The 12,248-nt window shown below is 61.2% G+C and carries 13 protein-coding genes and 1 pseudogene; 10 read left to right on the top strand and 4 right to left on the bottom strand.

Translation table 11 applies throughout. From position 1 onward, the window contains the following. Window positions 1–37: 37 nt before the first annotated feature. The gene (locus IPM73_09770; protein MBK8918317.1) at window positions 38–1,237 is read right to left on the bottom strand and encodes an integrase domain-containing protein; all 1,200 of its coding nucleotides are present in this window, start codon (window positions 1,235–1,237) and stop codon (window positions 38–40) included. 1,175 nt (window positions 1,238–2,412) lie between these two features. On the opposite strand from IPM73_09770, the gene IPM73_09765 reads away from it, so the two are divergent. The 4 genes from IPM73_09765 to IPM73_09750 all read left to right on the top strand — a co-directional run bounded on the left by IPM73_09765 (window position 2,413) and on the right by IPM73_09750 (window position 5,255). Beyond that, window positions 2,413–3,444, top strand: coding sequence for a PRTRC system protein D (locus IPM73_09765; protein ID MBK8918316.1), 1,032 nt, complete (start codon window positions 2,413–2,415; stop codon window positions 3,442–3,444). Beyond that, window positions 3,444–3,749: a hypothetical protein gene (locus IPM73_09760; GenBank protein MBK8918315.1), complete on the top strand. Its 306-nt coding sequence runs from the start codon at window positions 3,444–3,446 to the stop codon at window positions 3,747–3,749. The genes IPM73_09765 and IPM73_09760 overlap by 1 nt, the downstream gene beginning before the upstream one ends. Window positions 3,750–3,776: 27 nt before the next feature. Further along, window positions 3,777–4,271 (top strand): hypothetical protein, encoded by a 495-nt coding sequence (locus tag IPM73_09755; GenBank protein MBK8918314.1) that lies wholly within the window; start codon window positions 3,777–3,779, stop codon window positions 4,269–4,271. A 459-nt stretch (window positions 4,272–4,730) separates the two neighbouring features. Then, on the top strand, window positions 4,731–5,255 hold the full coding sequence (locus IPM73_09750) for a hypothetical protein (GenBank protein MBK8918313.1): 525 nt from the start codon (window positions 4,731–4,733) through the stop codon (window positions 5,253–5,255). Here the strand turns inward: IPM73_09750 and IPM73_09745 are convergent. Then, window positions 5,253–6,626 (bottom strand): annotated as a pseudogene (locus tag IPM73_09745) (tyrosine-type recombinase/integrase). The gene IPM73_09750 and the pseudogene IPM73_09745 overlap by 3 nt on opposite strands. Before the next feature lie 304 nt (window positions 6,627–6,930). Here IPM73_09745 and IPM73_09740 point away from each other — a divergent pair. Next, window positions 6,931–7,272, top strand: coding sequence for a hypothetical protein (locus tag IPM73_09740; protein ID MBK8918312.1), 342 nt, complete (start codon window positions 6,931–6,933; stop codon window positions 7,270–7,272). Here IPM73_09740 and IPM73_09735 read toward each other — a convergent pair. Both IPM73_09735 and IPM73_09730 read right to left on the bottom strand, forming a co-directional pair. Next, window positions 7,269–7,817: a hypothetical protein gene (locus IPM73_09735; protein ID MBK8918311.1), complete on the bottom strand. Its 549-nt coding sequence runs from the start codon at window positions 7,815–7,817 to the stop codon at window positions 7,269–7,271. The two genes, IPM73_09740 and IPM73_09735, sit on opposite strands and share 4 nt — an antisense overlap. Before the next feature lie 2 nt (window positions 7,818–7,819). Further along, a complete protein-coding gene (locus IPM73_09730) occupies window positions 7,820–8,137 on the bottom strand; it encodes a hypothetical protein (protein ID MBK8918310.1) in 318 nt (105 codons plus the stop codon). A 266-nt stretch (window positions 8,138–8,403) separates the two neighbouring features. On the opposite strand from IPM73_09730, the gene IPM73_09725 reads away from it, so the two are divergent. From IPM73_09725 to rpoS, 5 genes are read left to right on the top strand one after another with little or no spacing between them, the layout of a single operon-like run. After that, window positions 8,404–8,718, top strand: a complete 315-nt coding sequence (locus IPM73_09725) for an H-NS histone family protein (protein ID MBK8918309.1) — start codon at window positions 8,404–8,406, stop codon at window positions 8,716–8,718. Between the two features lie 10 nt (window positions 8,719–8,728). After that, window positions 8,729–9,469 carry a 5'/3'-nucleotidase SurE gene (gene surE / locus IPM73_09720; protein ID MBK8918308.1) on the top strand — a complete coding sequence of 247 codons (741 nt, stop codon included), beginning with the start codon at window positions 8,729–8,731 and terminating at the stop codon, window positions 9,467–9,469. Next, entirely contained in the window at window positions 9,466–10,125 is a 660-nt protein-coding gene (locus IPM73_09715; GenBank protein ID MBK8918307.1) for a protein-L-isoaspartate(D-aspartate) O-methyltransferase, read from the top strand. The genes surE and IPM73_09715 overlap by 4 nt, the downstream gene beginning before the upstream one ends. Then, window positions 10,122–11,069, top strand: a complete 948-nt coding sequence (locus IPM73_09710) for a peptidoglycan DD-metalloendopeptidase family protein (protein MBK8918306.1) — start codon at window positions 10,122–10,124, stop codon at window positions 11,067–11,069. Before IPM73_09715 ends, IPM73_09710 begins: the two co-directional genes overlap by 4 nt. Continuing rightward, complete coding sequence (gene rpoS / locus IPM73_09705) at window positions 11,066–11,992, top strand: RNA polymerase sigma factor RpoS (protein ID MBK8918305.1); 927 nt, start codon at window positions 11,066–11,068, stop codon at window positions 11,990–11,992. The genes IPM73_09710 and rpoS overlap by 4 nt, the downstream gene beginning before the upstream one ends. The last annotated feature ends 256 nt before the right edge of the window (window positions 11,993–12,248 follow it).

Genomic DNA, 12,248 nt, shown 5'->3' with positions numbered 1-12,248 from the left:
CCGTTCCTTTCTTGAGTAGGCCGGATGCAGGCCCAGCTCAACGCTCCTTGGGTAAGCCTTCATCGCCGGATGCGCCCGACGCATTGCCTTGCTGCTGTGCCCTCAGCGCCGCTTGTCGATCAAGTAATCCGCCAAGGTAGGCGCCGGAAGCTCTTGTCCGGTTATGCCCCGCGAGACGGGCGGCAGAGAGTCTTGCCGTAGCGTCCACGTCGGCAGGCACATCACCGCCGCCTCGCACTGGCGGCGCGACGCCGGCCTTGTCGGTGTAGTGGTCGATCATCGCTTCGTGGCGCAATCCGTGCGCCGTGGCCCCCAATCCCTCCGCCGTGATGCCAAAGCGGGCCATCACGTAGTCGAAACGTCGCAGGTTGTGTTTCAGGCTGTGGCGAGGATCGCCCAGGTGCGCGTCATCTTCCTGAACGACTGCCTGGGCGAACGCCAAAGCTGCAATGCGTTGCTCTGAATCCAGTGGCACGAAGCGCAGCCTTCCTCCCTTCGCGCCTTCCTTGATTCGCACGTAGCGATCCGCTTGTCGCTGTTCGTGCGCTAGCCCCGTTGCCTCGAAGGTGACCACGCATTGGTTGGGCCGGAACATCACCGACTCTTTGCGTCGCAGCCCCATCGCTCGGATGAGCCGTAGCGAAGCGCCGACGTAGCGGTCATAAGCGCTGATCCGCTCGATCAGCGCATCGATGTCGATGCCCGCCGCCGTCCAACTCTTGTCGCGCTGGGCATATTCATGGCGCTGGTATTCGGCCGGTGCCAGCCCGTAATGAGCCGGCGTGCGAATGAATCCCGGCTTGCCTAGCCACAGCGCGAGTCCGCGCAGGAAACTGAGGTAGGTCTGGATGGTGGCGGGTGCGAGTTGCTCCTGCTGCCAGACCTTGATCATGGCCCGGATGTGGCGGTCGCCGAGGTTCCGAGGGTCAGGCACGGTGGCGAATCTGGCCTTCACCTTGAGATCGCGGAAGAAGCGCCGCAGGAAGTCGGCCCGTTCCTGCCGCGTCTTGTGCGAGACCGTTTTTTCCAGTGCGGTGTGCAGTGAGTTGAACAGTTCCAGCAGGACGTCGAGCACCCGCAGTGGGTCGGCCTTGCCCGGACGGTAACGTTCCAGGATCTCGGCAGGCGTCATCGATGCCCACTCCTGACGGCGCGGCGCTTGGTGGTTGGCGGCGCGGCCGGCGCCGATGGAGCCTTGGAACCGCCGACGGGTATGGCGAGCGTTGAAATCAGACATGACAAATCTCCGAAGCGAGCCGTGCGCTGTCCCGTCAGCCCAAAGCAGATGTATTGGTGGAATCCATCGGTTCGTCGCGGGCGCGGATTCCGTCGCGTACGCAAAGCGTGGTCGAGTGCTTCGGCACGGCGTGCGACCACGAGCACGCCGTACCTACCCAGGGTTTGCCGGTGTCGCGCCTTATGCGCGGCCTCCAACTCGGTCGGTCTTAAAAATGAAACAGTGATCCGTCCGCTTCCGCATTTCTGCGTTCGTCGGGCTTGGTGATGCAACCTCGCCTCGAAGGCGGGGAGAACATCGGCGCGAAGGTCTCGCCTTGCGCCATAGGGGGATCAGTCCTCGATACGTAACGTCATCCACCTGCATGGGTCCGCCCCTGACCGAAAGTCCAGGGCAGTACAGGCGTACGAGCGGCTTCACACGCGGAGCCCATGAGGGCCAACACGACGTGTGCTGCGCAAGGCGCGTGCTCGAACGATGACGGGAAGCAATAGCGCGGCATCGGGTGCCGGCCAGTTGAACCGAACGCAAGACACGCACTCAAGGAGCGTCCGACAGGGAACTGTCGGCAAGGTCTAACGTTGCACTACGGGTGAAACAGTTTCGGGCACGGTCTCGGGGACCATGCCAACCCGACTCAAGGTCGGGGGCTAAAGAGGCGGGTAACGACCGCAACGCCTTTTGCTCCGCGATGGAGCAGGCCAGGAGGCCTCGGGAGGCTGTAGTTCACACTTGGAGCGAGAGAAGGTCAATGGGCGAACCCGCTGACGGAACCTGAATGCCGGGGCTTGCGGGTGGCACTTGAAATTGAAACTCAGGGTGCGTTTATTTTTCGGGAGATGACCGGAGCGAGGCTGAATCAGGGCTTGACGGGCGCCAACTCGGCCTCTGGTTTCCACTGTGAGTGTTTCGATCCTGTACTGCTGTTTTCGATGGGACAGCCGCTGGAAATGTACCCTTGACGTACCCCGATCCAGTGAGACCGTAAATCGACGCGAGAGCTGTTTTGGCACCCGGGCGCATGACCTCAACTTTCACCCCAACTCAGGTCGACTGGACTTCGAATACGGTCGAGGCTGATTGCGATAGCCGGGGCAACCGGAGCGGATTTCGCGTGGACTGGCCGCATCGGGGTGCTGATGCTGGCTGCTCGCAAACCTATACAGGAGCCTCATATGGACTATGTCGTCAGAGCGGTGGATGTCGGTTTCGGCAACACCAAATACGTCAGCAACGTGGCTGGTAGCGACATCCGCTGCGCCAGCTTTCCTTCGGTCGCTTATCCGACCATGCGCGAGCCTTCGGGACAGCCTGGCTATGAGCGGCGCAAAACGGTTGCGATCCCGATCAATGGCCTCTTCTACGAGGTCGGCCCTGAGGTTGAACTGGCCGCCGATACGTTCCGCGCCACCCAGATGCATGACCGTTATACTGAGACGCCGGAGTACTTGGCGCTATTGCGGGGCGCCCTGGCTCTGATGAAGCAACCCGCGATTGATCTGCTGGTCGTGGGGCTACCGGTGGCCGCGCTGACTACCAAGAAGACCGCCCTTGAGAAAGCGGTGACCGGGACGCACGATATTGGCAGCGGCAAGACCGTGGTGGTCCGCAAGGCCTTGGCGATCGCGCAGCCCCAAGGCGCCCTGGTTGATTTCGCTGTTCAGCACGAGAAGATGGCCGCCATCGAGCGGGAGCAAAGCCTGATTCTCGATCCGGGGTCACGCACTTTCGACTGGCTTGTAGCGCGGGGTATGCGCCTGGTGCAAAACAAGAGTCACTCGGTGAACCGGGGTGTTTTCGACATCCTGCAAGCCATTGCGGCAGAAATCGGGCACGACATCGGTACGCCCTACAACGACATCGAGGCCATCGACCTGGCATTACGCACCGGAAAAAACCCGGTGATCTACCAGAAGCCCTACGACATCTCGCGAGCCATGCCCATGGCACATTCGATCGCCCAGCAGGCCGTGGCGTCGATGATGCGCTGGATCGATGCGAGCTACAGCTTCCAGAACATCATCCTGGTCGGAGGCGGTGCCTACCTCTTTAAAAAGGCGGTGAAAGAGGCATTTCCGAAGCACCGCATCCTGGAGGTAAAGGATCCGTTGCACGCCAACGTCCGTGGCTTCCAGATTGCCGGCATGAATCACGTGGACAAACTCTTCGGCACTACCGCCGCTACCGCAGTTCAGGGGGCTGCGTGATGAGCGAGAAGAAGACGCCAGAGCACGAGACGATCCGCTTGCTGTTCGAGTTGGACCGAGTGGATGACCCGCAGTTGTACGACGACCTGATCCGCTTCAAGAAGGGGACGAAACGGATCAACCGGTTGCGGTTGCTGGCGCGCGAAGGGGTGATTGGTCAGTTGAGCCTCGCCGGCGGTGGCATGGTGCCGCGCTTGGTTCAGGTGGCCGATGTAAGTGGTCCCGCCGCAGAGTTGCCGGCAGTGCCAGCGATCGCCATGCCGTTCGCCTCGGAGGTGTTCGGCGAACCGATCGCCGATCGTTGAGCGAGCCGTGCGACTAAGGATATATCTATGGATCAGAAAGACTTCCTGGCTATCCACGGCTGGGTGGACGACATATTGCGCGATCACGCAGGCAGCGGCTATCTGCTGCGAGTCAGACAGGATGGGGGGCAAGTGGCCGATCTCGCATTGGATCAGCCGCTTGGTTCAATGAGGCTTGAGGACGAGGTGAGCGTGGTGGTCGTAGGCCCGCGACCGGGCCGCGTGTTGGCTCTCATCGACCACACGACGGGCGAGGGGGCGAATTTAGTTGGCGAAGGGAGACGCCGGTGGCCTGGCACAGGTGACCTGCTGCTAATCTCGGCGACCATTGGGTCCTCCGCGGTCGTCTTGGGATGGGTGGCCCTGCCAGCCTCGCTGTGCTTCGTGCTGCTTTACTGGTTGGTGACGCACAGAATTCCCGAGGCAAGCCGACGTTTCACTGCGGCGCGGATTGATTACATGATCGACCGGGAGTATTGCCTCTGGCAGGCAATGCGGACCCGGCAGGGGAGCATTTCGTGAGCGCCAATAGCCGGCCACGATCCGGCCGGTGCCAGCGTGTCAGCGCCTCGTCGCTTGCCCAGATGGGGGTCTGCGAGCGCCTAGTGCTATTCGAGCATCGCTATGGTCGGCGGTACTCAGTCCAACAACGAAAGGACATGGCTCGAGGGGGCCGAGAGCATCGGCGCTTCTATCTGGAACGGCAGACGCAGCCCGGAGGCAAGGGGCCGTGCTTCATTGCCCAACCGGTCTATGACGAAGGGTATGGGTTCTCGGTGCTGCGAGCATTTCGTGAGCTGGTGCTGCCTCCCTCAATGCTTGGCCGAGGCATGATCCTTACCTACTACCGCGCGGCACCAGCCGTTTGCCGGATGCTCGCGGCGCATCCGTGGCTGATTCGGCTGATGCGCGCTTTGCTTCGTCCCGTGGTCAAGATAGCGGCAAGGCTATACCGGCGGAGGGTAGGCAATGATTGAACAGATGATTGCTGGTGCCATGTTGATCCTCTTGCTTATCTGGGTGCTTCATCGCTTGAAACGCCAAAGGGATCAAGCTTGGTTACCGCGGGAGTTGCGACGAGCGACGCTTGTCTATGCAGAGCAGCTATTCCGGGCTCGTGGTCCAATAACCCTGACGGCTAAGGTCGACCGTGGATACCGTGATCCTGCTGGGATCATTATCCTTATCGAGCTGAAAAATCGGCAGCGTGACTGTGTATCCCTCGCCGACGTGATCGAACTTTCGGCGCAGCGGGTGGCTGTTATGGCGGAGACAGGAAGGCAGGTGGCCTTGCATGCCTATGTGATCGTGCAAGGACCATCGGGCCGCCGCGTTGCTCACCGAGTCGGATTGCTCGATGTTGTCGAGGTGAAAGCGTTGATCCAACGGAGGGAAGCGATTCTGATCGGAAAAGCAACCCCCCGATGTTCGCGCTCAGTTCATTTGTGCAGTGGGTGCGGTTTCCGGCGACGGTGCGTGGAGGTGCCGTTGATTAGCGGGCTTTGAGGCGGCTTTCTTGCGAGCTGCCGGTGCTTTCTTGGGAGGTGTGTTCTTGACGTCTGAGGCTGCAGCATTGGTCATATTGAGTGCCGTCAGTCGAGTCAAATGCTTACCAAGGATCTTCCAGGCAGCCTGCATTTCACGATCGTAAGTATGCCGTTGATAAACGCGCTTCGTACGATTCTCTTCGATATGATTCAGACAATGCTCGACGACATCGGGTAGCACATGTAGCTGAGTCATGATTGTGGCGCCAGTTCTCCTCAAGTCATGAGGTCCCCATTTTCCCCCTGGTAGTGTCAAGGCAGAGGTAGATTTGCTGCGCCGTTTCATTGGCTCGCTACTGCGTTGCCTATCCCCTAGCTGCTTGGTGATCGACTTGCTGGAGAGTGCCTTTTTACCATTTCGACCCGGATAAACCCAAGCAATATCGGTGTTGTTAAGTGCTTTCACTTTCCGGAAGTGCGCAACAGCAAAGTCAGACAAATAGACTTCGTGAGGTTTGCCATTCTTGGTTTCAGGAATTCGCCAGCGTTGGTTGTCAAGGTCAATGTCAGACCATTTCGCGCTCGATAACTCCCCGATTCGGCAGAGTGTTGCAAGGACGATCCAAACTGCAGCCTCTGTTTGCGGCATTAGTCTTGCGGTGGGCAATTGGTGGAACAGTGTTTGAATTTCGGCTCGGCTCAGAACGCGTTCACGTTCAGTGTCCGGGCCGCCAATCTTGACCTTTCGGATACTGGCGGTTGGGTCGGCTTCGATATAGTCTCGATCAACTGCAAACCGGAACATCTGCCGAACTAAAGAAAATACAAGTTTGGCCATCCGGTTCACGCCTCTTGCTAACAGAGGATCCGTGACCAGCGTAATGTGCCCTTTCTTGACATCCGCGACGAGGAGGGTGCCCAGCTTCGGTAGCACATCTTTCTCGAACATCCGCCGGACTTCTTTACCCCCATCTTTGCGACGTATCAGATCGACCTCGGCCCAGTGCTCGAATAGCCCTTGGACGGTGAGCCTAGCCTGCTGGGCGACAATTTCGTCAAGCCTCTTCTGTTGTTTTTCTACTTCTTCTAACTGGTCGACTTTGACCTTGAGTCGTTCCGCTTTGCGGCGTTCTGTTGGATCGGATCCACCGTCAACCTCTACTTTCAGCCGGTCTCGTTCGGAGCGGATCGATGCGAGAGATAGTTTGGGCCAAGCACCGACAGCGATTTGCTTCACCTTGCCGTCGAAGCGATAGCGCCAATCGAAGTAGACCGACACCCCGCTGGCGCCGCAACGCACCGACCCAATCAGGCCGCCATCTTCACGAAGTTTTTTGTCGTGGTCCTTGTTGCCAAGTGCCTCAAGTTCCTTGACGGTCAGCTTACCCATGCTTGCCTCCTTGCCGGGGGGAGGTCAGTGGGGTAAAATTCCCCCCACATTTCCCCCCACAACTTTGCCGGATGTGGTTGGATTGTATGGGACGATGCTGGAATGGTAAAGGTGTTTTTCTACATACAAAACAATGTGTTGAGATGGTTTCTGGGATGTCGTTGGATGCTCTGGGATGCGCTTTTACCCTGATGGGGTGCAAGGGGTCGCGAGTTCGAATCCCGCCGCCCCGACCAAAGAACAAGGGGGATCAGCAGAGATGCTGATCCCCTTTTTCCTTTGGAATACCGGAACAGGAATTGAAGTGAGCGGATTCGAGAATTACGACGAGGCCACGCGGGCCATCGAACTGGAGATCGAGCGCAAGGGGGTCATCCTGGGCATCGATTGGACGGACGACGTACAGGTGCGGCTTCTGGCCCGTGAAGCCCTCCTCCACGCCGCCGAAGAGGCGCGGGAGATGGCAATGAGTGAGCACCCCGATCCACTCCAGCGGGCCAAGGTCGACCTGTTCGGCCTGGCGGCCATCATGCTGCGCACTCTTCAGGAAAGCGCCCAGGAAGGCTTTCTCAGTCATGGAGGACCGGCCTGGAAGGCCTTTGGCCGGGCACTGTGGGCGGAGGCGACCGCCCTGGGGAAGCGCTAGCGGACGCCCGGGGGCGGCGGCGGCGGGCTGCCGGGGGGAGGCGGGGGAGGATTGGACGAGGGAGCAGTGGTGGGGGCGGCTGCCGTGGTGCCGCCGGCCGTTGTCGGTGCCATGCCTGCCGGTACGGGAACCCGATGACCGCGGGCGTACATGCACTGGACGTAGGCGTTGTCGTACTGGCGCTGGGTGGCGTAGGACGAACGATAGCCGCCGCCCGACCCCGCCGCGGCGCCGATCAGAAGGCCTGATCCTGCGCCGAAAGCCGCGCCGTGGCGGCCCCCCAGAGCGGCACCGGCCAGGGCGCCAATGGCCGTTCCCAGAGCCGCACTCTTGGCGGTGGACTCGTTGGCGGCTTCCTCGGCCGTTTTACCCCCAACCTGATTGAAGGCGTAATCGCGGCACTCCACTTCATCGACGCGGAATTGCTCGAAGGTTCGGCCGGTTCCCGGCAATACGAGAACGCTGGGGCCGCTGGGCAGACTGGCACAGGCTGCCAGAAGGGCGGTGCCGCACAGGGTGGCGACAAGGGTACGCGAGGTCATCATGATCAACGGGGAGGGGCAGGGGAGACGGGAATCCAGCCGCCAGGACATTCCCGGACGTAAGGGTAATAGGCGCGGGCCGCATCGCAGTAATACCAGGAACTGGCGGCGGGTGCCGGTACCTGTTCGATATACACCGGAGGCGGCGAGGGAGGCAGGACGATGACCCGGGGTGCGGGTTCGTAGTAGTAGTAAGGCGCCGGATAGACCCAGGGTACCCCCACATAGAAGCCGAAATGGCTGTGGTGACGGCGGTCCGCCCAGGCGCTACCGGCCAGCAGGGTGCAGGCAAGGAAGGCGAGGGCGGGACGGGTTGGGTTCATGGCTGGATGGAACGGCGATTTACGATAGCAGACAGGCCGCCGCCGCGCTGTTGCAAGTTGTTACGAGGGCGTACCAAAGGATAACGTTTCGGGGAGGCAGCGGATGACAATGCTAGAATGACGGCCGCGGACAAAAGGCCGAAACCATGGTGGCATCGGCATTTCGCGTGATTTCCGGGTGTACTTGATTTACCCCGGGATTATTGAGGCTTGAAAAGAATTGGCGGAAAACTTAAATTGCCTCCGATTCAACCACGGAGGTAATCATGGAATTCTCTAAATTTTCCGACAAGCAATTGCGCGATCTGCTGCAAAAAATTCCCGCCGAATTGAAAAAGCGAGAAGGGCGCGAGAGAGCCAAGGCTCTGGAAGAAACCAAAGCTTTTGCCAAATCCCGGGGTTTCTCCCTGGAAGAACTGGTCGGAGGGGAATCCAAGCCCTCTCGCAGCCGGGGGGTCGTACCGGTCAAGTATCGGCATCCCAAGGATTCCAGCCTGGCCTGGACGGGCCGTGGCCGGAAGCCGAAATGGGTCGAAGCCTGGTTGAATGGCGGCGGCAAAATTGAATCCTTGGTGATTTGACGGGATTTGAATGCGCATATTGGTCAGTAACGACGATGGTTATTACGCTCCCGGAATCGAGGCGCTTGTCGAGGCTCTTGCGCCGGTGGCGGAAGTCATCGTCGTCGCGCCTGAGCGCAATCGCAGTGGGGCCAGTAATTCCCTGACCCTGGATCGCCCCCTGACGCTCAAGCAGGCGTCGAACGGTTTTTATTACGTCAATGGAACGCCGACGGATTGTGTTCATCTGGCGGTGACCGGGCTTCTCGCTACCCTGCCCGACATGATCGTGTCGGGGATCAACCAGGGTGCCAACATGGGCGACGATACCCTCTACTCCGGTACCGTAGCGGCGGCGACCGAAGGTTTTCTGCTCGGTATTCCGTCCGTGGCGGTCTCCCTGACCAGCTTCTCGGGCGCTCATTTTGCAACCGCCGGCCGGGTGGCGCGGGAACTCGTCGAGCGCTACCTGCGCAATCCCGTACGCGACCCTCTGCTGCTCAACGTCAATGTTCCCGATCTGCCCTACGAAGAACTCGCAGGGTTTGCCGTCACCCGCCTGGGCAAGCGGCACAAGGCCGAACCCGTGGTTCGCATGCAGTCACCCCGTCAGGAGACGGTCTATTGGGTCGGGGCAGCAGGCGCGGCCCAGGACGCGGGACCGGGCACCGACTTCCATGCGGTCGAGGCCGGTTCGGTTTCCGTGACGCCCTTGCAGATCGACCTCACCCATGTGAGCCAGCTTCCGCTGGTGCGTGACTGGATGCGATGAACGGCGGTCTCTCCGGCATCGGCATGACCTCCCAGCGTACCCGGTCGCGGATGATCGAACGTCTGCGGGAGCAGGGCATCCGCAACGAAGCGGTCCTCGCGGCGATGGCTGCGGTGCCCCGCCACATCTTCGTCGAGGAGGCGCTTGCCTCGCGGGCCTACGAAGATACGGCGCTGCCGCTGGGCATGGGCCAGACCATTTCGCAGCCTTACGTGGTGGCCCGCATGATCGAGGTTCTGCTCAATGGCCGCCCGAGCCTGGGAAAGACGCTGGAGGTGGGTGCCGGTTGCGGTTACCAGGCGGCGGTGCTCGGAGCACTGACCAAGGAAGTGTACGCCGTGGAGCGCCTGGGGCCGCTCCTGGAAAAGGCCAAGGCCCACATGCGGCAGCTCCAGCAATTCAACGTTCGCCTGAAACACGCCGACGGCCAGCTCGGATTGCCGGAGGCGGCACCCTTCGACAGCATCATCGTCGCCGCGGCCAGCCCGCGCATTCCGCAGCCCCTTCTGGAACAACTCGCCGTCGGCGGACGAATGATCTTGCCAGTGGGCGCCGGTGAACAGTATCTTTCCTTCATAGAGCGGACCTCCCAGGGCTTCGTCGAGACGCGCCTGGATGCGGTCCGCTTCGTACCCTTGCTTTGCGGAATCCAATGACTCGCCTGCTCGTTCTGCCTGTGGCGCTTGCCCTTGCCGGTTGCCTCACCCAGGCGCCGGCGCCCAGCGTCGATCGCTCGGCCACCGCCCAATCCCGGGCCTCCGCGACGCCCCCCGCTGCGGCGGCGGTGCCCAGCGGGCCGGGCTGGACCACGGTGAAACGGGGAGAGACGCTCTACCGCATCGCCCTCGAACACGGTCAGGATTATCGTGACGTCGCCGCCTGGAACAACATCACCAACCCTGCTTCCCTCAAGGAAGGTCAGGTATTGCGGGTGGCCCCCCCCAGCGCCCCCGATGGCGGGGCCGTGGTTGCTCGCCCCGTCGGCGGCGGCGCCGTCGTCGAGGCCAGACCCCTCGACAAACCCTCCACTGCTCCCGTGGCGGCGGCGCCGGTGGATGGCGTGGTTCGGGAACCCAAGGTCGGCAAGGAACCCTATTCGGACGAGGCACATGCCCGCCTGAGCGCCGGGGACGCGGCCAAGGGGGAAGCGAAGCCGGCCGACCCCAAGCCGACGCCGGAATCCCGCCCCGAGGCCAAGCCAGACCCCAAGCCCGAAGTGCTTGCGGGACCGGACGACGTCGTCTGGGCTTGGCCCACGGCCGGCAAGGTCGCGGCGGGATACGGCGAAACCAACGCCAAGGGACTCGATTTTTCCGGCAAGGCCGGTGATGCGGTCCTGGCGGCAGCCGATGGCAAGGTGCTTTATGCCGGATCGGCCATCAAGGGCTATGGGCTGCTGGTCATCATCGGGCACAAGAACGGCTTCAACTCGGTGTACGCCCACAACCGGAAGCTCCTGGTTGAAGAAAAACAGCAGGTGAGCAAGGGCCAGAAGATTGCCGAAATGGGCAATACCGACAGCGAAACGGTCAAGCTGCATTTCGAGGTCCGCAAGCAGGGGAAACCGGTGGACCCGACCCAGGTGCTGCCCAAGCGATGAGCGAAGAAAACGAAGAATTCGAAGAAGAGTTTTCCGAGGAAGAGGCCGAGACCCTGCTGCCCGAGCCCGAGCCCGTGACGCCCGAAATCGAGCTCCTCGAAGACGTCACCCAGCTCTACCTCAACGAAATCGGCGCCAAGCCTCTCCTCACCCCGGAGCAGGAGCTCGCCACCACCCGCCTGGTGCGCCAGGGCGATTTCGCCGCCCGGCAGAAAATGATCGAGCACAACCTGCGGCTGGTGGTCAACATTGCCAAGCACTACCTCAACCGCGGCATACCGCTGCTGGACCTCATCGAAGAAGGTAACCTGGGACTCATCCACGCCCTGGAAAAGTTCGATCCCGAGCGTGGATTCCGCTTCTCCACCTACGCCACCTGGTGGATCCGGCAAAGCATCGAGCGGGCGATCATGAACCAATCTCGCACCATTCGTCTGCCGGTGCACGTGGTCAAGGAAATCAACGTCGTCCTGCGGGCCATCCGCCATCTGGAAGCGGCCGAAGCCCGGGAAACCTCCATAGACCGCATCGCCGCCCTCATCGACCGGCCGGTGGACGACGTGCGCCGCGTGCTTTCCCTCAACGAGCACATCGCCTCCCTGGACGCCCCGCTGGAGATCGACCCCAACCACACCGTTGCCGACGTCATCGCCGACGAATCCAGCGCGGACCCGGAATCCCTGTTGCAGTCCAGCGAACTGGGCGAACTCATCGATCTCTGGCTCGCCCAGTTGAGCGACAGGCAGCGCTCGGTCATCGAACGCCGCTACGGGCTGAAGGGCGTGGAAACCGCAACCCTGGACGTCATCGCCTCGGACCTGGGATTGACCCGGGAAAGGGTACGGCAAATCCAGATGGAAGGCCTCGACCGCCTGCGCCGCATCATCAAGCGCGGCGGGATCGAAAAGGACAGCCTGATCTAGCGCCTGCACGGGCTGCCTGTTTGCGGGTTCGGTGCTTCGCCCGCGCGGCGCCGGGGTTGGCGAGGTATCCTTCGCGTTTTTCGGCGCCAGCGTGCTTCGGAGGGGTGTCGGAATTTTTTACATCGCGCCTTGTCATCGGGGCGGCGCTTGCCCTTAATTCTATGATGTTTCGGGAATATATTTTTCTTGCATGTATTTTGCTGGTGCTGACGCTCCAACAGAAGAGGGTGGTTCGTGTGCGCCGCCCTCAAAACCA

It is taken from the genome of Betaproteobacteria bacterium (assembly GCA_016720065.1).
In the GTDB taxonomy this organism is placed as follows: Bacteria; Pseudomonadota; Gammaproteobacteria; order Burkholderiales; family Rhodocyclaceae; genus SSSZ01.
The sequence above is the reverse complement of the archived record's forward strand: the minus strand, read 5'-3'. Positions and strand labels throughout refer to the sequence as shown.